This window comes from Cylindrospermopsis curvispora GIHE-G1, from assembly GCF_014489415.1.
GTDB classification, from domain to species: Bacteria; Cyanobacteriota; Cyanobacteriia; order Cyanobacteriales; family Nostocaceae; genus Raphidiopsis; species Raphidiopsis curvispora_A.
Genome location: NZ_CP060822.1, coordinates 707,582 through 730,290, shown reverse-complemented (window position 1 = coordinate 730,290; position 22,709 = coordinate 707,582). Strand labels below are relative to the sequence as shown.

The 22,709-nt window shown below is 41.2% G+C and carries 21 protein-coding genes and 2 pseudogenes; 14 read left to right on the top strand and 9 right to left on the bottom strand.

The window, feature by feature from the left end:
- Positions 1–4 precede the first annotated feature (4 nt).
- A complete protein-coding gene (locus IAR63_RS03535; protein WP_187706609.1) occupies positions 5–745 on the bottom strand; it encodes an MBL fold metallo-hydrolase in 741 nt (246 codons plus the stop codon).
- Positions 746–891: 146 nt separating this feature from the next.
- Here IAR63_RS03535 and IAR63_RS03530 point away from each other — a divergent pair, with 146 nt between their 5' ends.
- On the top strand, positions 892–2,364 hold the full coding sequence (locus IAR63_RS03530; RefSeq protein WP_187706608.1) for a site-2 protease family protein: 1,473 nt from the start codon (positions 892–894) through the stop codon (positions 2,362–2,364).
- 157 nt (positions 2,365–2,521) lie between these two features.
- Here the strand turns inward: IAR63_RS03530 and typA are convergent, their stop codons facing one another.
- Positions 2,522–4,315, bottom strand: coding sequence for a translational GTPase TypA (typA, locus tag IAR63_RS03525; RefSeq protein ID WP_096545290.1), 1,794 nt, complete (start codon positions 4,313–4,315; stop codon positions 2,522–2,524).
- Positions 4,316–4,914: 599 nt separating this feature from the next.
- Between typA and IAR63_RS03520 the strand changes: the two genes are divergently transcribed.
- Both IAR63_RS03520 and IAR63_RS03515 read left to right on the top strand, forming a co-directional pair.
- A complete protein-coding gene (locus tag IAR63_RS03520) occupies positions 4,915–5,364 on the top strand; it encodes an Hsp20/alpha crystallin family protein (protein WP_096545286.1) in 450 nt (149 codons plus the stop codon).
- 135 nt (positions 5,365–5,499) lie between these two features.
- A complete protein-coding gene (locus tag IAR63_RS03515; protein WP_187706607.1) occupies positions 5,500–6,426 on the top strand; it encodes a shikimate dehydrogenase in 927 nt (308 codons plus the stop codon).
- Between the two features lie 46 nt (positions 6,427–6,472).
- Here IAR63_RS03515 and IAR63_RS03510 read toward each other — a convergent pair whose 3' ends face one another.
- Positions 6,473–6,637, bottom strand: a complete 165-nt coding sequence (locus tag IAR63_RS03510) for a hypothetical protein (RefSeq protein WP_187706606.1) — start codon at positions 6,635–6,637, stop codon at positions 6,473–6,475.
- On the bottom strand, positions 6,630–6,881 hold the full coding sequence (locus tag IAR63_RS03505) for a UPF0175 family protein (RefSeq protein WP_187706605.1): 252 nt from the start codon (positions 6,879–6,881) through the stop codon (positions 6,630–6,632). The genes IAR63_RS03510 and IAR63_RS03505 overlap by 8 nt, the downstream gene beginning before the upstream one ends.
- A 292-nt stretch (positions 6,882–7,173) precedes the next feature.
- Here IAR63_RS03505 and IAR63_RS03500 point away from each other — a divergent pair, with 292 nt between their 5' ends.
- The 4 genes and pseudogenes from IAR63_RS03500 to IAR63_RS03485 all read left to right on the top strand — a co-directional run bounded on the left by IAR63_RS03500 (position 7,174) and on the right by IAR63_RS03485 (position 9,695).
- Positions 7,174–8,046: a Uma2 family endonuclease gene (locus IAR63_RS03500; RefSeq protein WP_187707344.1), complete on the top strand. Its 873-nt coding sequence runs from the start codon at positions 7,174–7,176 to the stop codon at positions 8,044–8,046.
- 255 nt (positions 8,047–8,301) lie between these two features.
- Positions 8,302–8,532, top strand: a pseudogene (locus tag IAR63_RS03495) (ATP-grasp domain-containing protein); the annotation flags it as partial.
- Between the two features lie 224 nt (positions 8,533–8,756).
- A complete protein-coding gene (locus IAR63_RS03490) occupies positions 8,757–9,194 on the top strand; it encodes a hypothetical protein (protein ID WP_187706604.1) in 438 nt (145 codons plus the stop codon).
- Between the two features lie 72 nt (positions 9,195–9,266).
- Positions 9,267–9,695, top strand: a complete 429-nt coding sequence (locus tag IAR63_RS03485; protein ID WP_235678345.1) for a helix-turn-helix domain-containing protein — start codon at positions 9,267–9,269, stop codon at positions 9,693–9,695.
- A gap of 25 nt (positions 9,696–9,720) precedes the next feature.
- On the opposite strand, the gene IAR63_RS03480 is transcribed toward IAR63_RS03485, so the two are convergent.
- A complete protein-coding gene (locus IAR63_RS03480) occupies positions 9,721–9,927 on the bottom strand; it encodes a hypothetical protein (protein WP_235678344.1) in 207 nt (68 codons plus the stop codon).
- 114 nt (positions 9,928–10,041) lie between these two features.
- Here IAR63_RS03480 and IAR63_RS03475 point away from each other — a divergent pair, with 114 nt between their 5' ends.
- From IAR63_RS03475 to IAR63_RS03460, 4 genes are all read left to right on the top strand, one after another.
- Positions 10,042–10,344, top strand: a complete 303-nt coding sequence (locus IAR63_RS03475; RefSeq protein WP_187706603.1) for an adenylyl-sulfate kinase — start codon at positions 10,042–10,044, stop codon at positions 10,342–10,344.
- 102 nt (positions 10,345–10,446) lie between these two features.
- Complete coding sequence (locus IAR63_RS03470) at positions 10,447–11,667, top strand: ATP-grasp domain-containing protein (protein ID WP_187706602.1); 1,221 nt, start codon at positions 10,447–10,449, stop codon at positions 11,665–11,667.
- A gap of 48 nt (positions 11,668–11,715) precedes the next feature.
- Positions 11,716–12,603 carry a succinate--CoA ligase subunit alpha gene (locus IAR63_RS03465; protein ID WP_187706601.1) on the top strand — a complete coding sequence of 296 codons (888 nt, stop codon included), beginning with the start codon at positions 11,716–11,718 and terminating at the stop codon, positions 12,601–12,603.
- 232 nt (positions 12,604–12,835) lie between these two features.
- On the top strand, positions 12,836–14,545 hold the full coding sequence (locus IAR63_RS03460; RefSeq protein ID WP_235678343.1) for a M61 family metallopeptidase: 1,710 nt from the start codon (positions 12,836–12,838) through the stop codon (positions 14,543–14,545).
- On the opposite strand, the gene IAR63_RS03455 is transcribed toward IAR63_RS03460, so the two are convergent.
- The 4 genes and pseudogenes from IAR63_RS03455 to IAR63_RS03440 all read right to left on the bottom strand — a co-directional run bounded on the left by IAR63_RS03455 (position 14,539) and on the right by IAR63_RS03440 (position 18,765).
- Positions 14,539–15,282, bottom strand: coding sequence for a 2-phosphosulfolactate phosphatase family protein (locus tag IAR63_RS03455; RefSeq protein WP_187706600.1), 744 nt, complete (start codon positions 15,280–15,282; stop codon positions 14,539–14,541). The genes IAR63_RS03460 and IAR63_RS03455 overlap by 7 nt on opposite strands.
- Positions 15,283–15,309: 27 nt before the next feature.
- Positions 15,310–15,903, bottom strand: a complete 594-nt coding sequence (locus IAR63_RS03450) for a chromophore lyase CpcT/CpeT (protein WP_187706599.1) — start codon at positions 15,901–15,903, stop codon at positions 15,310–15,312.
- 54 nt (positions 15,904–15,957) lie between these two features.
- Positions 15,958–17,061, bottom strand: a pseudogene (locus IAR63_RS03445) (ATP-binding protein); the annotation flags it as partial.
- 159 nt (positions 17,062–17,220) lie between these two features.
- Complete coding sequence (locus tag IAR63_RS03440; protein WP_057178494.1) at positions 17,221–18,765, bottom strand: ATP-binding protein; 1,545 nt, start codon at positions 18,763–18,765, stop codon at positions 17,221–17,223.
- 292 nt (positions 18,766–19,057) lie between these two features.
- Between IAR63_RS03440 and IAR63_RS03435 the strand changes: the two genes are divergently transcribed.
- From IAR63_RS03435 to IAR63_RS03425, 3 genes are all read left to right on the top strand, one after another.
- The gene (locus IAR63_RS03435) at positions 19,058–20,530 is read left to right on the top strand and encodes a carotenoid oxygenase family protein (protein ID WP_187706598.1); all 1,473 of its coding nucleotides are present in this window, start codon (positions 19,058–19,060) and stop codon (positions 20,528–20,530) included.
- 9 nt (positions 20,531–20,539) lie between these two features.
- A complete protein-coding gene (locus tag IAR63_RS03430; RefSeq protein ID WP_096547682.1) occupies positions 20,540–21,379 on the top strand; it encodes a lysophospholipid acyltransferase family protein in 840 nt (279 codons plus the stop codon).
- 85 nt (positions 21,380–21,464) lie between these two features.
- Positions 21,465–22,709 (top strand): LL-diaminopimelate aminotransferase, encoded by a 1,245-nt coding sequence (locus tag IAR63_RS03425; protein ID WP_187706597.1) that lies wholly within the window; start codon positions 21,465–21,467, stop codon positions 22,707–22,709.

Below are 22,709 nucleotides of genomic sequence, written 5' to 3'. Positions count from 1 at the left end.
GAAACTATATTTGATAAGCATTAGAGGATGCATTCATCAATAGCTCATATCCTTGATCCAGAATAAATCTTCCCCGGAGAAAGCCAATATGAGCACCTGGACAGATGTATTGTAGTGTGTCAGGAGAAAAGCGATCGCATAGTTTAGCAAGACTTTTGAGTTGTCTAGGCCAATGGAAAGTTGTTGCAGTGCGAAATGGTACTAGTTGAGCTTGGGGGTTAGGGACTAAATGTCTTCCGGAAAATAAAATTCCTCCAAATTCGCGATAGTATAGACAAGAGGACCCTGGGGAATGACCTGGAGTCCAGATTAATTGTGTGGTGTGATCAACAGACAGTTCTTGACTAAAAGTGGTGAGAGTTAAACCTGGTAATAAATAGGCTTCCTGCTCTTGGATGAGAATTTCACAGTCAAGAGCTTGTTGAATTTGGGCAACCTTACCCATAGCACCGCGATGACTAATAAACAACCAACGTACCGCACCCTTTTGCAGGTAGGTCTGATTCCCAGCTATTTGTTCCCAAGCGGGACAATCAATGAGGATATTACCCCCATTCCTGACAATCAAATAGGAGGTTCCACCCAAAGTTTCCCGATTTGGGGGAAAGGCTAAAATTTTGGTTGACTTTTGGGAATTGGTAAATTTTGTATCTGGTGATACTGTTGCTTCCTCCTCCGGATCTTGAGATAGTATAATTTGTGGAGGTTTTATTGTATTACTAGATGTTGGAGGTGCTAAGGACATAAGTTGATAACGATTCGAAAAATAATTAAGAGCAATTATACTGGATTAATCGTGTTCATTAATCAATTTCAAATATAGATCATTGTGGGGTCCAATATTTCTGATAAATCCTGAACCTCCCAAACTCTGAAAAAATCTGAAAAAATATGACATCTTGGTTTCTAGTGTTATTAGGACTGTTGACCTATGTTATAGTGAGAAACGTCCTTTCCCATATAACCCGCGTTCCGGTCTGGTTATTATGGTTGATATTAATGGCCCCAGCAATTATTTGGGAACTTTGGACAATCATCTATGGTCCAACCCAATCACCGCCATTAGTATTCATTGTTGCGTGTGTATTTTTAAGTGTGTTCTTATGTTGGATTTTGTTTATTTCTGGAAACAGAGGACAAAGAAATAGAGAACCCCGAGGTGAGAATAGAGAATCAACATCAATAAGTAATAGCGAACCACAGCAGTCACCAGTGAGACCAATTGAAATAGCAGAAGAGACAAATCTGAGAAATTGTTTTCCTTGGTCCTTATATTATATTCATAATATTGAGTATAGACCTCAAGCAGTAATATGTCGTGGACATTTACGAGGCAATCCCCAGGAAACCTATCAGCAGATTAAGACCAATATTGAAAGAGAATTTGCGGATCGCTTTTTGGTCATTTTTCAAGAAGGAGCAGATGGCAAACCATTCTTTGTTCTAATTCCCAACAAACAGGGCAATAGACAAGAGAGAGAAAAAGACAATTTACGCCAAGGGTTCACAGCATTAACACTATTAATACTCACCCTAGTGACCACCACTGGGATAGGTGTACAAATTGCCGGAATTCAAGCAGGAAGATTACAAGCTGACTGGTCTTTGATGATTTATGGTTTACCCTATGCTTTGGGGTTAATGACAATTTTGGGTATTCATGAACTGGGGCACTATTTTACTGCTAAATTGTATAGAATCAATTCCACCCTCCCCTATTTTATTCCCATACCTTTTTTCTTGGGCACATTTGGAGCATTTATTCAAATTAAAAGTCCAATCCCCAACCGAAAAGCTTTATTTGACGTGGGTATAGCAGGTCCATTAGCTGGTTTTTTGGCAACTTTACCCTTACTATTGTGGGGTTTAGCCAATTCAGAAATCGTGACTATTAATCAACAGGCAGGAATTTTAAATCCTGACGCATTGAATCCTCGTTATTCAATATTATTAGCCCTACTATCTAAATTGGTATTGGGTGGTCAATTAACAGCTAACTCAGCCCTAGATTTGCATCCTGTAGCCGTAGCGGGACTTTTAGGTCTAATAGTCACAGCCTTAAATTTAATGCCCGTGGGTCAATTGGATGGTGGTCATATTGTTCATGCCATGTTTGGTCAGAGAACTGCCATGTTAATCGGGCAACTTGCTCGGTTTCTTCTGTTGATTCTTTCTTTTATTAGACAAGAGTTTTTATTCTGGGCAATTATGTTATTGTTTATTCCTCTAGTTGATGAACCAGCTCTCAATGATATTACGGAACTAGACAACAAAAGAGATTTTTTAGGGTTGATGGCAATAGCTTTATTATTACTAATTGTCCTCCCCATTCCTGACTTCTTTGCCCGTATTTTACAGATTTAAGTACGGAGTCACAATTATTTGTAGGATGGGTTTCGTTGCTCAACCCATCCTACATTCATCTTATATTTAATTCCACCCACCTAATCCAGGGAGGATGTTTTTAAAAACCGCTTTTAGCCCTCCCTGCAATTTTGAAATCCCCATCTCCCCACATCAATTACCTTTGTTTTGCCAGCTTCTTCACCATCTTACGTAAACGTATGGACTGGGGTGTCACTTCTACTAGCTCATCTGAACCAATGTACTCTAACGCCCTTTCTAAACTCATTTCTACTGGTGTTTGTAACTGCACAAGTTCGTCCCCACCCGATGCCCGGTGGTTAGTTAATTGCTTAGTTTTACAAACATTTAGTTCTAAGTCTTGAGGACGATTATGCTCACCTACAATCATACCTTTGTAGACCTTGGTTCCAGGATGAATAAAGAATACACCACGGTCCTCCGCGTTTTTCATGGCGTAAAATGTGGAAACACCTTCTTCAAAGGCAATTAATACACCTTTGTTGCGGGCTTCAATTTCTCCAGAAAGGGGGCGATAGTCCAGGAAACTGTGGTTCATGATACCTTCACCACGGGTCATGCGCATAAATTCCCCCCGGAACCCAATTAAACCACGAGCGGGAATCACAAATTCTAATTGGGTGCGATCGCCTGCTCTTGGTTGCATATCTTGCATTTCTCCTCGACGTTGACCCAAACGTTCTATACAGCTACCAACAGCATCAGCGGGAACGTCTAATACTAACAGTTCGTAGGGTTCACAAGGTTGACCGTTAACTTCTCGGTAGATTACTTGAGGTTGGGAAACCTGGAACTCATATCCTTCCCGACGCATGGTTTCAATCAAGATCCCCAAGTGCAGTTCACCTCGACCAGATACGTGGAACTTATCAGGTGAATCGGTTTCTTCCACCCTTAAAGCTACGTTGGTTTCTAGTTCGCGGAACAGGCGATCGCGCACTTGACGAGATGTGACCAGTTTACCTTCCTGTCCAGCAAAGGGTGAATCATTTACCCAGAAGGTCATCTGTAAGGTTGGTTCATCCACTTTAATGAGTGGTAATGCCTGGGGTTCATTAGGATCTGTAATAGTTTCTCCAATATATGCGTCCGCAAAACCAGCTACCGCCACAATATAGCCAGCAGAAGCTTCTTCTAGTTCTACTCGCTTTAAGCCTTCAAATCCCATCAGTTTAGAAATTTTGGACTTGACAATATTGCCAGTTTCTGTTACTAAAGCTGCCTGTTGTCCAGCGCGAATAGTACCGTTGTGGATTCTACCAATTACAATCCGTCCCAGATATTCGGAATAGTCCAGGGTGGTCACTTGTAGTTGGAGTGGTTTGAGGGGGTCACCCACCGGTGCGGGAACGTGGCGTAAGATTGCCTCAAACAAGGGTTTCATGTCTACCGATTCTGCTTCCAGGGTTTCTTTAGCATAACCAGCCATTCCCGATGCGAATAGATAGGGAAAATCACACTGATCATCATCTGCACCCAATTCCAGGAACAGGTCTAAAACCTTATCAACAGCAACATGGGGATCAGCCTTAGCGCGGTCGATTTTGTTAATTACCACAATGGGACGTAGGCCCTTTTCCAAAGCCTTTTTTAACACAAACCTGGTTTGAGGCATGGGTCCTTCATTAGCATCAACAATTAGTATACAACCATCCACCATACCCAGAACTCGTTCCACCTCTCCACCAAAGTCAGCGTGACCGGGAGTGTCCACAATATTGATTAGGGTATCTTTATACTTAACCGCAGTATTCTTGGAAAGAATAGTAATGCCTCGCTCTCTCTCTAGATCATTGGAGTCCATGACACAATCCGGAACGTCTTCGCCTTCGCGGAAAATGCCGGACTGTTTCAGGAGAGCATCAACCAGGGTGGTTTTGCCGTGGTCAACGTGGGCGATAATGGCGACGTTACGAATTGGGAGCGTCATAGAGAGCCTTTGTGAGTTTTTGAGTTTTTATATTTGAGAACTAGATAGGGCTTGCATATCAGAAATGGGGGTCTTTTGCCAGCTCTGTAACAAACCTTTAATAATTCTAACTCAATTGTCACGAATATGGTTTTTGCGATCGGAAATTCATTGGAAATATCAATGTTTTTTTGTACAAGCACTAATATGAGGGTTTTAAAGAACAATAATAAGAGTTGATAGTGATCCCGTTCAGTATCAAAAATCATTTCTGATTAAATACGTTTATCCCAAACTAGCTTGGCTTGTGCCGACAGAAGATTTTTTATATGTTGTCTGTATTCATCCGTGGTAGCCATTTTGGTATTACCTCCCCGTCAATATTGTAAATCAACAACGGAAGATTAATTAAAATTGTACCTCATTTCCCAAAAAAGCTGGGGATATTATTTATATCCTTATCTATGTCTAGGAAACTATAAGTACGGTAATCATCATTAAATAAGTGAGAGAGCCGAATTTACATCTTTTTTAACTAGGAATAACATAATAGTCAAAGGGTTGATAAAACTCTTGCAATCACTAAACAAACTACTAATAAATTGACAGAGGAATCGATTATGGCACTAATTCGTTACAGTCCTTGGAAAGAAATAGAAACCCTAGAACGTAATTTGAACCAATTGTTGGGTGATTTTGTACCTACTAGCTTAAAGGATTTAAATACTGTGGCTAGGGTTCCAGCAGCAGAAATGACTGAAACTGAGGACACAATTGTTCTCAAGCTAGAGATTCCTGGCATGGAAGCTAAAGACCTGGATATTCAAGTTACAGAGGATTCAGTTTCTATTACCGGAGAAAGGAAGTCTCAAACTACTGTTGAGGGAAAAAACAAAACCAAGACAGAGTTTTATTATGGTCAGTTCCACCGAGTGATTTCCCTTCCCGTACCTGTTCAAAACACCAATGTTACTGCTGATTACAAAGATGGTATTTTGCATCTGACCTTACCCAAATTGGTAGAAGAAAAAAGCAAAGTGGTGAAAGTTAGTTTAGGCAGCAATTCCTAGTTCTTCCTAGTTCTTAGTTAAAATCCCCCCAGGTTCCATCAGAACCTAGGGGGATCTTACTTTGTATTTTTCCTACTTGTCTTCTAAACTAGTATAATTACCTCAAGTTTTTAAAAATGTCAGCGTCCTAATTGTATGAATGACCAAGAATATGATCATTGTCCAAGAATTACTGGAAAAACTAAAATTATGGGAGTGATTGGCTATCCTGTGGAGCACTCCCTATCACCCTTGATGCACAATGCAGCTTTACACCACTTAGGATTAGACTACGTGTATTTGCCTTTTCCCATTGCACCGGACAATTTACAACAGGCGATCGCTGGTTTTGCTTCCATTGGTGTGGTTGGTTTTAATGTCACAATTCCCCATAAACAGGCAATTATACCTTTATTACATGAAATATCTCCTGTTGCTCAAGCTATAGGTGCAGTTAATACGGTAATTCGTGTAGGGGAGAGGTGGATAGGAACAAATACGGATGTGGCAGGATTTATAGCACCACTACAAACTACATACAATCAAAACTGGCATGAAAAGAAAGCGGTAGTTATAGGCAACGGTGGTGCAGCAAGAGCAGTGGTTGCTGGTTGTATTCAACTGGGAATGGGAGAAATTCACCTAGTAGGTAGGAATATGGAAAAATTAAAACAACTTGAGCAAAGTTGGATAGATTCTCCCCTTGCTCATGAATTGACTAATAAACTCAAGACCCATAGTTGGGAGCAATTACCACAGCTCATCCCTCAATGTAACTTGTTAGTCAATACCACACCCATTGGTATGTACCCAAATATAGATGAGTCACCTGTGACTGAAGACCAACTGCATAAATTACCTAGCCATGCGATCGCCTATGACCTAATCTACACTCCCAAACCAACCCGATTTTTACAATTAGCACAAGCACAGGGTGCGATCGCACTGGATGGATTGGAAATGCTGGTGCAACAAGGTGCAGCAGCTTTAAAACTTTGGCTACAACAAGAAAATGTCAATGTGGAGATCCCCATTGTCAAAATGCAGCAGGTTCTCACACTCGGGGTCCAAACTGCAAGTTAAATTTTACCGCTCATTTTATACGTTCTAGCTGCACGACAGCTTATTACTACTCTTTTGCCAGAGCGATCGCATGAGCAAGGATAGTCGGACTAATGCGTAAACCAACTTGCATCAGCTTTTCTAAACACAGTTCACTGAGTAAATAATGTATGCGATTAATTTTGACTAGGCTGATAATCGGGGAGGCATTGACTACCCAACGCTTAACCACGGTTAATTTCCTCCGTGAGTTCTTCTAAGGTAGTCTGAAATGGGGAAACTCCAAATCGCTCAAGGGCCTGTAAAAAAGACTGACGACTGATGCCAGCAATTTCGACAGCTTTGGATTGGGAGATCATGCCAATTTCATACCACTTAACTACGCCAGCGATAAGCAATTCTTGAGCGAACTCCCCTGGGGTGCTGCGGAGAGCAGAGAAGGCACCCTCGGGTAGGTTGAGTTGAATTTGAATCATTAGGTGGGCGAGTCTGGTTTATACGAACTGGGATCATGAAGACCATCAAGGCTCAGCACATGATTATGACCCTAACTTATCTAACTTTGTTGAGTAAGTCAAGCGTGATATTTAGATAGATGGTTTTTTTGGCATAATTCAGGAGGCGATCGCTCTCAAGCATGAGTAAAGATATTAGATTTAATCAACTCAATTAATTTTAAGTGGGGGTACGAAACACATTTCTACAGAAGCCATGTTATAGTAAGTTAAACCGATTGAGTCAGTACCAAAGTCAATGGGAGGTATAGATATGGTGAGGCAAGTTCCACCAAAAACTCAACTAGGGGTGATAAAATCTAATAAAAATCAGCTTGGAGAGACAATCGTCCCTGAAATTGTCTACCCAGAAAGTGATGGTGAACCCATGGCGGATAACACTAAACAATTCACATGGATTGTCAAAATCAAAGAGAATCTGGAAATACTATTTAAGTCTAATCCACATGTGTTTGTAGCTGGGGACTTATTTTGGTATCCAGTAGAGGGGAGCAACAAAATTAAACTAGCTCCCGATACCATGGTGGTGTTTGGGAGACCCAAGGCACACCGGGGGTCTTATCGACAGTGGGAGGAGGATAATATTCCTCCCCAGGTGGTTTTTGAAATTTTATCTCCCGGGAATACTCAAGATGAAATGGACAAAAAAAAGCTGTTTTATCTGAAACATGGAGTAGAAGAGTATTATGTGTATGACCCAGATAGGATTAGTCTAGAAGTATCTATTAGAGAAAATAATTCATTTAAAGAGATTAAGGATTTTAGTGTTTGGACTAGTCCAAGATTGGATGTACGGTTTGATATGACGGGAGATGAATTAGTCATCTATTATCCAGACGGTGGTAGGTTTCTTAGTCCTGTAGAGTTGAGCAATTATGCAGAACAGGAAAAATTTCTTCGAGAACAAGCAAATCAACGTGCAGAACGGGAAAAAATGCTTAAAGAACAGGAAACTCAGCGTGCAGAACGGGAAAAACTGCTTAAAGAACAGGAAACTCAGCGTGCAGAACGGGAAAAACTGCTTAAAGAACAAGAAAGATTTCTTAAAGAGCAGGAACAACAAAAGTATCAAACCTTACTAGCACAATTAAAAGCTAAGGGTATTGATATTACTACACTCGAATAAACTATTACCTGGACCGAAATACCCCTGGGAGAGGGGTTTTTAAAAACTTTCCCTCTCTTGCGGAGAGCGGAGAAGGCACCCTCGAGTAGGTTGACCGGAAAGCTTAGAACAGCTAATCGAATACGTAGTAAATAATTTTACTGTTATCCAGTAGTTGAAACCTTTGTAGTATTTCTCCTAGAATGGTAGAACTCGGAAAAACATCTATTCCGTTAATCAAATAAAATTAATTTTTAACGCAAAAAGGTATATATAATGGACTTACTCGAGTATCAAGTTAAGGAGTGGTTTAACAAGATAGGAATTCCCGTATTACCATCTCAAAGAATTGACCACCCCACAGATTTAAAAAGGTTAAAAATCCCCTACCCAATTGTGCTGAAATCCCAGGTGTATGCCAAAGACCGCTCACAAGTTGGCGGAGTCAAAATTGCAGAAACGACTATTGATGCCATTGCAGCTGCTCAAAGTATATTTAGCTTACCCAAAGGGTGCGATGGCACTGGATAGACTGGAAATGCTACTGGAAAAAGGCGCAGCAGCTTTAAGTAAGTTGGCTATAATAATCTTTACTCATGAAGTCAGTTTTAAGCAAGAGAATGAATAAACTACTGTTTTTTAAAAAGCTTACCCCCTCAAAAATTATCTTTGGCCTATCCGCAGCTTTAAGCATACTCTGTTTTCTTTACCTTATCATAGGTTTTTATAAATTGATAATAAATGCACAATCTACAGATTTATATACTCGTTGGAAAGAACAAAGGTATATTTATTATGGTTTATATCCCTATGATATTACCAACGGTTCACCTTTGATAGATCCTCAACTGGGTGCTGTAACATCTGGGGGATATCCAGCTTGGGCTTTTTTCTCAGGTTTCATATTTTTCCCACCCATTCCTTTTGAATTAACCCTGTGGTATCATGTTCTTTTAAATGCCATCTCTCTAGTTATTTTAGCCATTTTTGCTTATCAAATCGGCAAACCCTATGGAAAATTAAAAGCCTGGTTTACAATAGTTACTTGTTTGTCACTTGGTACTCATACCACTACTCTGGGTATTGGACAATATGGCATTATTATCAATGCTTTATTAGTACTAATGTTTTGGCTATTGCAGGGCAATGCTACAGCAATTTTCATGTAGTTAAACTCCAAAATAAGATAAGCTATAATAAGGGTAATAAACTAAAATAGAGTAGAAGTGCTGTCAAATTATATGCCAAAACCTTATTCAATAGATTTGCGTAATCGCGTGATTGTAGCATGGGTTGCTCAAGAGGGATCTCAACGCCAGTTGTCAGAAAGATTCAAGGTCAGCTTATCATTTGTGAAAAATTTAGTACGTCGTTATCGTGAACCTGGGCAAGTTGAGCCAAAGCAATGTGGAGGATATGAAAAGCCTATAATTGCAGGCCAATATTTAAACATGATCAAGTCTTGGCTGGATGAGAAAAATGATTTACTACTTTCAGAATTATGCGATCGCCTGAGAGAAACGACGGGCACTAGTGTTAGTATCACAACCATGCATCGAGCCTTAGAAAAGTTGGGTCTACGTCATAAAAAAAGTCTAAATGCCAGTGAACAGGAGACTCCACTCTCCGATAGAATTATGTTTGTCAAAATTAAAGCAATTTCTCCGTAGTCGTGAGGCACGAACATTAGAAGCCCTAAATGAGTCCATGACCAGTTATAGTTCTCAATGTGGGCTTGCGTCCCTCCCCGGGCGCACGTTTACGGTTTGCTAAGGAGTTGAACACGGTGCGTTCATAGGTATCAGCAAACTGAGATAACAGCTTGTTGAATGCTTGACGGTTGAGTCCAGTCATTGCTCGTAGCAGTCGCTCTTGATTCAGGATGCGGTCTAAGTCCAACATTGATATCACCCTACTTGTCTGCTAGACTATTATACCTTATTTTCCAACAACTCTATGGATTATGAAATCAGCGAATATTCAACATACAGAACATTTTGTGTCCCCATTTGATCGTTGTTTAAAGACAGGAAAGACCGGGAGCAAATCCGGATTCTGTCCGGAGATCTATTTCATGAAGTATATATTGCAACTCCACTGGAAATTTGTGAACAACGTGACCCCAAGGGACTCTATGCAAAAGCACGCTGTGGAGAAATTGAGTCCTTTACGGGAATCAGCGCCCCCTACGAACCACCCAAAGCGCCCGAACCACCCAAAGCGCCAGATTTACGGGTAGAAACTTCTCAACTTTCTGTCGAGGAAAGCTTAGAACAGCTAATCAAATACGTAGTAAATAATTTTACTCTTATCCAGTAGTTGAAACCTTTGTAGTATTTCTCCTAGAATGGTAGAACTCGGAAAAACATCTATATCCGTTAATCAAATAAAATTAATTTTTAACACAAAAAGGTATATATAATGGACTTACTCGAGTATCAAGTTAAGGAGTGGTTTAACAAGATAGGAATTCCCGTATTACCATCTCAAAGAATTGACCACCCCACAGATTTAAAAAAGTTAAAAATCCCCTACCCAATTGTGCTGAAATCCCAGGTGTATGCCAACGATCGCTCACAGGTTGGCGGAGTCAAAATTGTAGAAACGACCATTGATGCCATTGCAGCTGCTCAAAGTATATTTAGCTTGCCCATTGGTGGAGAACTACCAAAAGTTTTATTAGCGGAGAGCAAGTATAATGCTCAAGAAGAATTCTACCTAGCAGTAGTTTTAGATACAGTTATTAGTCGTCCTGTGCTTTTAGGCTGTAGGGAAAGAGACATAGATTGGCAGTCTCCCGGAGAGAACATGCAATACGTGGTTGTGGAACAAGAGTTTTCCCCATTTTATGCCAGAAGACTAGCATATCTCATGGGTTTGAGGGGCGGACTAATGCAGTCTGTCAGCGACATTATGACAAAAATGTATCATTTGTTTTTGCACAAGGACTTAGATTTGGTGGAAATTAATCCTCTTGGCGTGAGTTCATCTTGTCAAGTAATGACACTTAATGGCAAAATCAGAGTTAATGAAAGGGCTATTAATCGTCATCCAGACATAGCTGACATAGCAACTAAAATAGCACGGGATCCCGGGAGCAAAAGAATAAATGGCATGTTGGTTGATATGCTGGGTAGGAATAACCAAGGGGAAATTGGCATATTAGCCAACGGTACTGGTTCCGCTTTAACCACTTGGGATGCAGTGGTAGCTGCAGGAGGTAAACCTGCTGTCTCCTTAAATTTACGACATTCTTGGTTGAACCACACAGAACCGACAAAATTTAGTCAACGCATGGAAACTGGACTAAGGGTTTTGGCTGCTGATCGCAATATTCAGGTGATTCTCATTAATTTGCTGGGTACTATTCCTGAACTCTCAGAAGTACCAAGAGTGATGACTGATTTTATGGCATTACAATTGGAAGAACTTAGATGCTTTTTAAATACTCCTCAGAAAACCCTCCCCCAGCGCTTACCCAAAATAGTCATGCGCCTAGCTGGTAATGATTTTCAAGTGGCCAGGAAGTCATTACTGTCCATCCTACAAGTTCAAAGCGAAAATTTCATCTTGGTTGAAAATTTGGATGTAGCTGTTAAGGAAGCAGTAAGTTTAACCAAGTCACCAGTGTATAGAAAATAGCTGTACTAACTTTTTTTAAAGAAATTTTCTAAGTTTAATAAGGAGTTTATGAACTTAAAGCCGGATAGTAAAGTTTTAATTCAAGGTTTTTCGGAGTTGATATCCACAACCCATATTGACCAAATGAAATCATACTATGGCACTAATTTGGTCGCTGGCGTTGATCCCGGTCATGGTGGCATGATGGCACACAATTTGCCAGTTTTTGATTTGGTGGAAGAGGTGGTATCAAGTTTCGGGACAATTGATACAACAATTATTAGTGTACATCCCTATCAAGTGTTAGATGCTGCACTAGAGGCGATCGCCGCTAACATTTCCCAGATCATTATTATCTCCCCAGGGGTGCCACCTCTGGATATGGTTACATTGCTGAGGAAAACAGAAAACCAGGAAATTCTAGTTGTTGGGCCTAATAGTCCGGGGATTATTGTGCCAGGGAAGATTCTCCTGGGCATCCAGCCCTGTGAATTTTATACTCCTGGTAATGTAGGTATTGTCAGTCGCAGCAGTACCCTTACCTACGAGGTAGCTTGGGAACTAACTAAAGCTGGGTTGGGTCAGTCTATTAGCGTGAGTATTGGTAGTGATGCAATTGTAGGTTCTTCTTTTTCTCAATGGTTACAAATTCTAGATGAGGATGAAAATACGGAAGCAATAGTTTTAGTTGGTCAACCAGGAGGTGAAAGTGAGGAGGTAGCTGCCAAATACATATCAACAGCTATTGATAAGCCAGTTGTTGCTTATATTGCTGGTAGACATGCACCACCTTCTAAATCCTGGCACCAATCAGGCAACTTTGCCACCGTGGTCAAACGTGATCCTGATTTTGGCAGTGTTTCTACTAAGTTAAGCACCTTTAGTAATGCCCAAATACCTGTTGCCCAATATCCTCAGCAAATTCCCCAGTTGCTGGTAAAAGCCATGAAGTGCTAAGAATTGATGAATTTTCCGCAAATTTCTGGTAGTTTAAGTGATTGAGCGGATATAACTGTGATACCATAATTATCTATTCTCAAATTTCACTTAAAAAACAGTTTTCACCCCATCAGGGACTTCCGACTACCGCAACTACTCCTATAATCAGGCCATGAACGGGACAGAACAAAAATTATCATCTAGGGATCTACTGCAACAAACTAACACATCAACTCACTATTGGGTATCAATGCCTAAACCAGAAAATCACCTATTTGAGGTGACTCTGCACATTGACAACTACCCCGGAATAGTCGTTGATTTGAAAATGCCCGTATGGACACCAGGGTCATACTTGGTGCGAGAATATGCTAAAAACCTACAGGATTTTACCGCATTTGCTGGTTCTAAACCTTTAAGGTGGAAGAAGGTTAGCAAAAATCACTGGCAAGTAGAAAAAGGTAAAGCTAATCAGGTCGTTGTACGCTATCGTATTTTTGCTCACGAACTGTCAGTACGTACAAATCACCTGGATGCTACCCATGGTTATTTTAACGGTGCAGGGATGTTTTTTAGAATCCCTGGTTGGGAACAAAAGCCAATTTACATTACTGTGGTCACACCTAATCCACAATGGCAAGTAACTACCGCCTTACCACTAGTTAACCAAGAGGCTAATACATTTTTAGCAGATAATTTCGATGCTCTGATTGATAGTCCTTTTGAAATCGGTAATCATCATTTACATCACTTCCAAGTAGGGAATAAACCTCATGAATTAGCAATTTGGGGGAGGGGAAATTATCAAATCAAACAGGTACTAGATGATTTACAAAAAATTATCACCCGTGAGGCACAAATATTCGGGGGGTTACCTTATGAAAGATATGTATTTATCCTCCACCTAAGCCATGAGCTTTATGGCGGTCTAGAGCATAAAAATTCCTGTTCCTTAATTTATGATCGGCTAGGATTTAGGACTAAGGAAAAATATGAAAGATTCATGCAGTTGTTAGCCCATGAATTCTTTCATCTGTGGAATGTGAAAAGAATTCGTCCCCGGGAGTTACAGAGTTTTGATTATGACCAGGAGAACTATACACCTTCTTTATGGTTTTGCGAGGGGATTACCAGTTACTATGATTTACTAATTCCTTTTCAAGCAGGAATCTATGACGCTAGGTCTTATTTACATCATTTGAGTCAGCAAATTACTAGATATCTCACAACTCCAGGACGTTATGTCCAACCCCTGAGTGAATCTAGTTTTGATGCTTGGATTAAGTTATATCGTCCCTCTCCTAATAGTCGAAATTCTCAAATTTCTTACTATTTAAAAGGGGAAATGGTCGCCTTGTTATTAGATTTGCTCATTCGCGATCGCCATCAAAATACAGTTTCTTTAAATGATGTGATGGTGGAAATGTGGCGGAAATTTGGTACACAGGAAACTGGTTATACTACCCAAGATTTAAAAGAAGTCATTGAACAGGTAGCCCAAATAGATTTATCTGACTTCTTTAAACAATATATAGATGGTCTAGAGCATTTACCATTCCTCAAGTATTTAGAACCTTTTGGGTTGGCATTAGTCGAGCAATCCGAGTCCGCACCTTATCTGGGAATTAGGGTGGAACCGGAAAATGGACAGGAAACTATTAAGTTTGTGGAAGCTCACTCCCCTGCTAGTACAGCAGGATTAGATGTGGGTGATGAACTGTTAGCCATTGATGGGATTAAGGTAGGTATAAATCAACTAGGTCATCGGTTACAAGACTATCAACCCAAGGACACCATTGAAATAACGGTTTTTCACCAGGATGAATTGCGGAACTACAAGGTGACCTTGGGCAAACCACGTCCCCACAAATATCAATTACGTCCAGTGGAAAATCCTAGTACCACCCAAAAGAACAACTTTGAGGGTTGGCTAGAAGTACCAATCACCACAATTCAGTAAGCATTGTGACTTGTTAAAATCCCTGGTTGCCTCTGTAGGGGTAAAACGTCTAAAATGTCCGTCTGAGCACAATATTTTAAGTCCTCTGCACATTCTAGACGTAATAATCTTTTACCATGACTGGCTTGATGAAATAATCCTATTAAATTATCTTCCCATTGTTCATAAAGAGCGATCGCACTCGTAACTTCATCATTACCAGCAATTTCATCTAACGGTAAACCGGTTTTTCGCCATACACTATGGGCGATCGCACCTGCACAAACAGTATCTTCCAGGGAGAAACTCCCCTCCCACCCCGAACCAACTATCCAGACGCTTTGGGGTTGTTTGTCTAATAAAAAATTGACTACTGCAGAGCGATTGATTAGGGCTGCTGCTAAAACAATTGGGGCATCTTCTATTCGTTTTAGGGCACGGGTGCCATTGGTGGTACTAATAAATAAACGTCTCCCTTCCACTAGTTCTGGTGTGCAATCCAGAGGGGAATTACCTAATTCAAACCCAGCTACCTTACCACCACCTCGTTCTCCAGCCCGTAATCGCTTTTGCGCAGGCCATTGTTCGCTAACCTCTGTTAGTTCGTTGAGGTCAGAAAAAACTTGTACCGCTTCGCCACCAGCAGCCAATACTGTAGCTATAGTGCTAGTGGCGCGTAGAACATCGACGGCGATCGCACATTCTGGTATTTCCCCTGTGGGGGTTAATTCTGGAGTATGATATACAAATATCTTCACGGACTAGATATACCTACCTTAATAATACTAGGGTAATTTTACCTCATCGGCGAAATTTCCCCAACGGAGAAAGTGAAATGGCCCAGCGAGGGAACCCCAAACATGTTGATCGGTTTCTAAATCCCTCCCCCTGTCCCAGCTGAGGAATTTTTGGTCGTCTATCTCAAATTTACTATCTAAATAGGTTTTTTGTCCCTTGCGAACCACTAGACAATTCTTACCTGATTCCACAGTACCGGTAAAGCAGTTACCAGTCCACTCCACCCGCATATTACAACCACATAGTTTTTCCAGGCGATCGGCAGTTAAATTTTGTAATTTACCCAAATCCCGAGATGATCCATAAAAATCCTTCTCATCTTTGACCGTATAGTTTTCAATGATAATTTGCCCTTGTTCAACCAATAACTTTAACACTCGGACGCGATAGGGATCTTTGAGATCATAATCATAAGCTTGTTCAACAAAAAGACTGACCCCAGATAGGAGAGAATAAGCTAGGGGACGCATACAGACACGAATGTGGGCATATAGAGGCGGATTTTCAAAAGCCTGAGCTTGATTGCTGAAATCCGCTGCCATCCAACGAGCTAAGGTAAGAACATCTTGAGAATGGGTCATAGGATATGTCAATAGAACCACTTATAGTGTACATGGGGAGTGGGAAGAATCCTACCAAGTGGGTTGAATTTGGGGTAGACTATCCTGACTACCCTGGGACAAAACACGAGGAATCACTTCCTGGTAAATGGGATTGGCAATGGTTAGTTCACCCAAGGGACTGCGCTTTACCAAGCCTAAATCCAGCAAGAAACGGCGATCATCCTCCGGGGTATCGGGTAGATCGGATCCAGCTAACATGGGTTGAATAATGGCTTTGACCCGATCTTCCCGTAAGCGCTCTGCCAAACTATCTAAATGGGTATCCTGGCGCTGAATCAGGATTTCTTTGGTTCGGTTAATGACTTCAGCAGTAATGGGTTGGGTAATGTCTTTCACCAAAACCTGGGTAGCTTGACGAGCTAGGGCGTTGACTAACCACGGTTGTCCATCGGTTAAATAAAATGCCTGTTGAATGGCTTCTGGGGTAAACACCTGTCCCGTAGCTTGTGTATGTTGTAAGTAAAGTTCTTCTACTTCTGATAAAGTAAAATTATTTAGGGTTAAAGACTCAGCCTTGATATTGAAAGGACTTGACGTATTAAGTCGTTCACTTCCACCGGATTTAACCTTATAGTCCCGCACATCCCGCATGCCAATTAACCCTACCGAATGGGGAAAGCTATGGGGACGACGATTGTAACCTGAGCGTAATTGTCTGAGAACAGAAATCAATGTTTCATCTGCTAAAGCATCAATTTCATCCAGGAAAACCACTAGGGGACGAGTAGCAACCTTAGCCCAACTAGCTAATGCGGCTCCAATTTGCCGCCCTGGTTGAGATGGTGGCCAACGGGGTGGGTGGAGATTAGTTGGTAGGTATACACAAGCGGATTCTTGCCATTCATCCAAAATTGCACGTTCAGCCATACCCGGATCCCTGGAGAATGGTGCCCCTACTTCTAAAGAAAGCATCACGGCGATATATTCCCCACTATCAGTCAATTCTTGGGCTAGGGCTATCATAGCGGTGGTTTTGCCTACTTGTCGCGGTGCATGAATGATAAAGTAGTTTTCTCCATCAATTAGCGCTTTTAACTCCGGTAAGCGAGCGGTGGGGGAAAGCATATAGTGGATGTTGGCTTTACATGGTCCAGCAGTGTTAAAGTGTTTAGCCATGGTGGAGGTTTTGAAAAAATAACCTTAACAACTTTATTCTAGAACCTAAGTAGGTGGGTGGAATTAAATATAAGATGAACGTAGGTTGGGTTGAAGTATGAAACCCAACATTAATGATTTAAACAATAATGGCGATCTCGCGTACCCAGTGCTTCGCGACTAACTACGAATGACGGTAATGGTTCGTCCCCCCGGACTAATGACCTCCTCCGTACTAATTCTCTCTCCCATGGGTGGTAATCCCGCACGGCGATCAAAAATCACTAACCACCCTCTATCCAATCCTAACCCATCCAGGTATTTATCCAGTTGGGTCAAACCCTTGGTTAGGGGATCCAACTTTTCCCTCCGCACCTTTAACTCTATGCCCATCACTACCTTGCCATAGCGTAAACAAATATCCATTCTTCCAGAACCAATGGCATATTCCCGTTCTAACGTACCACCACCGTTTACTACTCGATGTAAAAATGCCATTAATACCAAATGGGGAGCAATCTCATGGTAGGGCGCACTTTTGAGCAGTGGTTCCCCATGTTGTCGCCAAAATTCCAGAAATGCTTCCAATAATTCATCGGGTAATAGCTCCCCCTGTTCATTTAACCAACGAGGTTCAATAACTCCAATGGAAGCCCTGGTTGTGTAACTTAACACCAAGGGTAGAACTTCCCGATAAATTGGATTGGCAATTTCCAAACCCTGTCCTCGGTCTCGACACAGTCCTAAATCCAGGACATAACGAATATCATCCTGGGGTACATCAGGTAAATCTTCACCCGCTAAAATTGGTTCAATAATTGTTTTGACTCTATCTTCCCGTAAGCGCTCTGCTAAGCTGTCTAAGTGGGTATCCTGGCGCTGAATCAGGATTTCTTTGGCTCGGTTAATGACTTCAGCAGTAATGGGTTGGGTAATATCTTTCACCAAAACCTGGGTAGCTTGACGAGCTAGGGCGTTGACTAACCACGGTTGTCCATCGGTTAAATAAAATGCCTGTTGAATGGCTTCCGGGGTAAACACCTGTTCCGTAGCTTGTGTATGTTGTAAGTAAAGTTCTTCTACTTCTGATAAAGTAAAATTATTTAGGGTTAAAGACTCAGCCTTGATATTGAAAGGACTTGACGTATTAAGTCGTTCACTTCCACCGGATTTAACCTTATAGTCCCGCACATCCCGCATGCCAATTAACCCTACCGAATGGGGAAAGCTATGGGGACGACGATTGTAACCTGAGCGTAATTGTCTGAGAACAGAAATCAATGTTTCATCTGCTAAAGCATCAATTTCATCCAGGAAAACCACTAGGGGACGAGTAGCAACCTTAGCCCAACTAGCTAATGCGGCTCCAATTTGCCGCCCTGGTTGAGATGGTGGCCAACGGGGTGGGTGGAGATTAGTTGGTAGGTATACACAAGCGGATTCTTGCCATTCATCCAAAATTGCACGTTCAGCCATACCCGGATCCCTAGAGAATGGTGCCCCTACTTCTAAAGAAAGCATCACGGCGATATATTCCCCACTATCAGTCAATTCTTGGGCTAGGGCTATCATAGCGGTGGTTTTGCCTACTTGTCGCGGTGCATGAATGATAAAGTAGTTTTCTCCATCAATTAGCGCTTTTAACTCCGGTAAGCGAGCGGTGGGGGAAAGCATATAGTGGATGTTGGCTTTACATGGTCCAGCAGTGTTAAAGTGTTTAGCCATGGTGGAGGTTTTGAAAAAATAACCTTAACAACTTTATTCTAGAACCTAATAAAGGCGAACTCCTAAGGGATCTTCATTGAAACCAGCTTGTGTAGGTTGGGTTATCGCCATGAGGATCCGACTCAACTGACGTATTGTCGTCATTTTTATTTCTGGTAGCAGGCACTGTAATAGTGTTATAATCTCGAACATGGGCTGTGTGTGGTTTTTGAGTTTTTGCTTTGTAAGACTATAACTCTACTACATCGCCCCTACTTTTAATACTCTTTTTTTGGCTAAGGTATTGGTCAATATGACTGTAAATAAGAAATATATCAGAGATGTAAATGATCAAAAATTAGATAAAAAAACTTGGGCCCATGCCATATCGCAACCAGCAAAAGAATTTCCCCTCTCTCAATTACCCATAATTACAGGTAAAATTCCCCAGGGTTTGCGGGGTACCCTATACCGCAACGGTCCAGGGAGATTACAACGGGGAAATATGTCTGTGGGACACTGGTTTGATGGGGATGGAGCCATTTTAGCAGTCCACTTTCGCGATGACGGTGCTAAAGCGGTTTATCGTTATGTACAGACCAGGGGGTATCAAGAAGAGACTCAAGCAGATAAGTTCCTTTACGGTAATTATGGTATGACAGCACCCGGTATGATTTGGAATAAGTGGCAAAGACCGGTTAAAAATGCTGCTAATACTTCAGTTTTGGCATTGCCAGATGAACTTTTAGCTCTTTGGGAGGGTGATCATCCCCATGCTTTAGATTTAGAGAACTTAGAAACCAAGGGTTTAACTAGTTTGGGGGGGTTAACCCAGGGAAAAGCTTATTCTGCTCATCCCAAGGTTGACCATCAAACAGGGGAAATATTTAACTTTGGGGTGAACCTTGGCACTAGTTCTCCGGGGAGTGGCATACTTAATATTTACAAAAGTGATTTCACTGGTAGAATCATTAAACAGTCCCAATTTGATTTGACCCAATTTAGCCTCATTCATGATTTTGTTTTAGCGGGACCATATTTAATCTTTTTTGCCCCACCCGTACAGTTAAATATCTGGTCGGTATTATTGGGAATTAGCAGTTACAGTCAGGCTTTGACTTGGCAACCACATATAGGAACCCAAATCATTGTTATTGATAGAGAAAATTTATCTTTAGTTAGTCGAGGAGAAACCGAATCCTGGTTTCAGTGGCATTTTAGTAATGGTTATGTTGATAATAGAGGTATAGTAATTATTGACTTTGCCAAATATGCTGATTTCCAAACTAATGAATATTTACGGGAAGTAGCAACTGGAAAAGTAAAAACAACCGCCAAAACTACCTTTACCAGAGTAGAACTCAACCCCCAAACCGGTCGAGTTAAACAACTGGTGACCTTATTAAATAGAACCTGTGAATTTCCTAGTGTCCCCAGCAAAAATGTTGGCAAATTTTCACCCGCTACATACATGTCCATTTTTAAAGAAGGGACCGAGACACAAGGGGAAATATTAAATGGCATGGCCAAATTTGACCATGAGGACGGTAGTTTAACTGAAGCTAACCTAGGTTTAAACTGCTATCCTTCAGAACCAATTTATGTTGAAGATAGAACAAGTTCTGACAGAGGTTGGGTATTAACAGTGGTTTATGATGGCAATAGCCATAGTAGCACAATTTGCATATTTGACAGTCATCGAATGAACGAAGAACCAGTTTGTCAACTTGCCTTACCTTCCGTAATTCCCCATAGTTTTCATGGAACTTGGAAACCATATAATTAAATGAAATCAATGTTGAAAATGCAGGATGTAAAAACTGAAAGGGCGGGGTGGTCTCTCACACATAGAGATCCCCAATTTATTGCCAAGATGATGCCATTATTAGCAATTTTATATAATTGCTATTTCCGGGTAGAAACCAGTGGTTGGGAAAATATTCCAGAAGGAAAAATTTTGGTTGTTGGTTCTCACAATGGGGGGTTGGCATCTCCGGATACGTCTATGATGATGTATGACTGGTTACGTCGATTTGGTACTGAAAGGCTGATTTACGGTTTAATGCATCCAAAAGTATGGGAAGTTTTTCCCCCAGCAGCTGAAATAGCTATGAAGGGAGGGGCAATCCGAGCCCATCCTAAAATGGCTTATGCAGCATTTCGTGCAGGTGCAAGTGTTTTAGTCTATCCTGGTGGCGCAGAGGATGTATTCCGCCCACATCGAATGCGAGATAAAATCTATCTTGCCCACAGACGGGGTTTTATCAAGTTAGCATTACGAGAGAATGTGCCAATTGTTCCAGCTATTTCCTGGGGATCCCACGACACCTTGATTGTATTAACTGATTTATATAAAATCATGGAGCGGTTCCATCAGTGGGGAATGCCATGGTTATTTGATGTTGACCCTATAGTTTTTCCGTTATACTTGGGTTTACCTTGGGGTTTAGCCCTAGGTCCCCTGCCAAATATTCCTTTACCTGCTAAGATATATACTAGAGTTTGTCCACCGATTGTATTTAAAAGATATGGAAAAGATGCTGTTAATGACGTGGACTATGTCAATGAATGTTATGAACTGGTCAGGAACCAGATGCAAACAGAATTGAACCAATTGATCTCGGAAACTAGCTAGGACCAATTTTAGTCGCGAGTTCATGGTATGATGCTTTAATTGATTGATCAAACCGTTATTCGTAAAAATTACTTGTAAATTAACTATGGCTACTATTAACGACAACTATCTAAAACTGAAAGCTGGTTATCTGTTTCCGGAAATTGCTAGAAGAGTCAATGCTTTTGCCCAAGCTAACCCTGATGCCCAAATTATTCGTCTGGGTATTGGTGATGTTACTGAACCACTGCCAGATGCTTGTCGCCATGCTATGATTCAAGCTGTTCATGATCTGGGCGATCGCACTACTTTTAAGGGTTATGGACCGGAACAGGGTTATGTGTGGTTACGGGAAAAAATAGCTGTTCATGATTTTCAAGCTAGGGGAGCTGCCATAGAAGCGGATGAGATCTTCATTTCTGACGGTTCTAAATGCGATACGGGCAATATTTTAGATATTTTTGGCAGAAATAACATTATTGCTGTTACTGACCCTGTATATCCCGTTTATGTCGATACTAATGTGATGGCGGGCAATACTGGAGAAGCTAACGACAAGGGAGAGTATGGTGGTTTGGTGTATTTACCTGTGACTGCGGAAAATAACTTCACAGCGGAAATACCCCAGCAAAAGGTAGATTTAATTTATTTATGTTTTCCTAATAATCCTACCGGTGCAACAGCTACCAAAGAACATCTAAAAGACTGGGTAAACTATGCTAGATCCCAGGGATCCATAATTTTCTTTGATGCTGCTTATGAAGCATTTATTACCGATCCTGAACTTCCCCATTCTATTTATGAAATTGAAGGTGCTAGGGAATGTGCCATAGAATTTCGTTCCTTCTCTAAAAATGCTGGGTTCACTGGTACCCGTTGCGCTCTAACGGTTGTTCCCAAAACCCTAACTGCTAAAGCTGCAGATGGTTCCAATATAGAATTGTGGAAATTATGGAACCGTCGTCAGTCCACCAAATTTAACGGGGTTTCTTATATTGTCCAAAGGGGTGCAGAAGCTGTTTACTCTGAGGAAGGACAAGCTCAAATCAAAGCCTTAGTAAGTTTCTATTTGGAAAATGCTCAAATCATTCGTCAACAATTAACTAGTGCAGGTCTAAAAGTTTATGGTGGAGTAAATGCTCCCTATGTATGGGTGAAGACACCAGCTGGTTTAACTAGTTGGGAGTTTTTTGACAAACTACTACAGACTGTAAATGTTGTAGGAACTCCCGGTTCGGGTTTTGGTGCTGCTGGTGAAGGTTACTTCCGCATTTCCGCATTTAATAGTCGGGAAAATGTGGAAGTAGCAATGCAACGAATTACAGAAAAGTTCTCCATCAATTTTCCATAA

What these genes read in the sequence shown, in the direction of transcription:
- IAR63_RS03460 (WP_235678343.1), top strand. Translation starts at nt 12,836, where the DNA reads ATGCCTAAACCAGAAAATCACCTATTTGAGGTGACTCTGCACATTGAC.
- IAR63_RS03425 (WP_187706597.1), top strand. Translation starts at nt 21,465, where the DNA reads ATGGCTACTATTAACGACAACTATCTAAAACTGAAAGCTGGTTATCTG.
- typA (WP_096545290.1), bottom strand. Translation starts at nt 4,315, where the DNA reads ATGACGCTCCCAATTCGTAACGTCGCCATTATCGCCCACGTTGACCAC.
- IAR63_RS03530 (WP_187706608.1), top strand. Translation starts at nt 892, where the DNA reads ATGACATCTTGGTTTCTAGTGTTATTAGGACTGTTGACCTATGTTATA.
- IAR63_RS03485 (WP_235678345.1), top strand. Translation starts at nt 9,267, where the DNA reads ATGCCAAAACCTTATTCAATAGATTTGCGTAATCGCGTGATTGTAGCA.
- IAR63_RS03520 (WP_096545286.1), top strand. Translation starts at nt 4,915, where the DNA reads ATGGCACTAATTCGTTACAGTCCTTGGAAAGAAATAGAAACCCTAGAA.
- IAR63_RS03440 (WP_057178494.1), bottom strand. Translation starts at nt 18,765, where the DNA reads ATGGCTAAACACTTTAACACTGCTGGACCATGTAAAGCCAACATCCAC.
- IAR63_RS03535 (WP_187706609.1), bottom strand. Translation starts at nt 745, where the DNA reads ATGTCCTTAGCACCTCCAACATCTAGTAATACAATAAAACCTCCACAA.
- IAR63_RS03450 (WP_187706599.1), bottom strand. Translation starts at nt 15,903, where the DNA reads ATGACCCATTCTCAAGATGTTCTTACCTTAGCTCGTTGGATGGCAGCG.
- IAR63_RS03480 (WP_235678344.1), bottom strand. Translation starts at nt 9,927, where the DNA reads ATGTTGGACTTAGACCGCATCCTGAATCAAGAGCGACTGCTACGAGCA.
- IAR63_RS03470 (WP_187706602.1), top strand. Translation starts at nt 10,447, where the DNA reads ATGGACTTACTCGAGTATCAAGTTAAGGAGTGGTTTAACAAGATAGGA.
- IAR63_RS03505 (WP_187706605.1), bottom strand. Translation starts at nt 6,881, where the DNA reads ATGATTCAAATTCAACTCAACCTACCCGAGGGTGCCTTCTCTGCTCTC.
- IAR63_RS03500 (WP_187707344.1), top strand. Translation starts at nt 7,174, where the DNA reads ATGGTGAGGCAAGTTCCACCAAAAACTCAACTAGGGGTGATAAAATCT.
- IAR63_RS03430 (WP_096547682.1), top strand. Translation starts at nt 20,540, where the DNA reads ATGTTGAAAATGCAGGATGTAAAAACTGAAAGGGCGGGGTGGTCTCTC.
- IAR63_RS03435 (WP_187706598.1), top strand. Translation starts at nt 19,058, where the DNA reads ATGACTGTAAATAAGAAATATATCAGAGATGTAAATGATCAAAAATTA.
- IAR63_RS03465 (WP_187706601.1), top strand. Translation starts at nt 11,716, where the DNA reads ATGAACTTAAAGCCGGATAGTAAAGTTTTAATTCAAGGTTTTTCGGAG.
- IAR63_RS03515 (WP_187706607.1), top strand. Translation starts at nt 5,500, where the DNA reads ATGAATGACCAAGAATATGATCATTGTCCAAGAATTACTGGAAAAACT.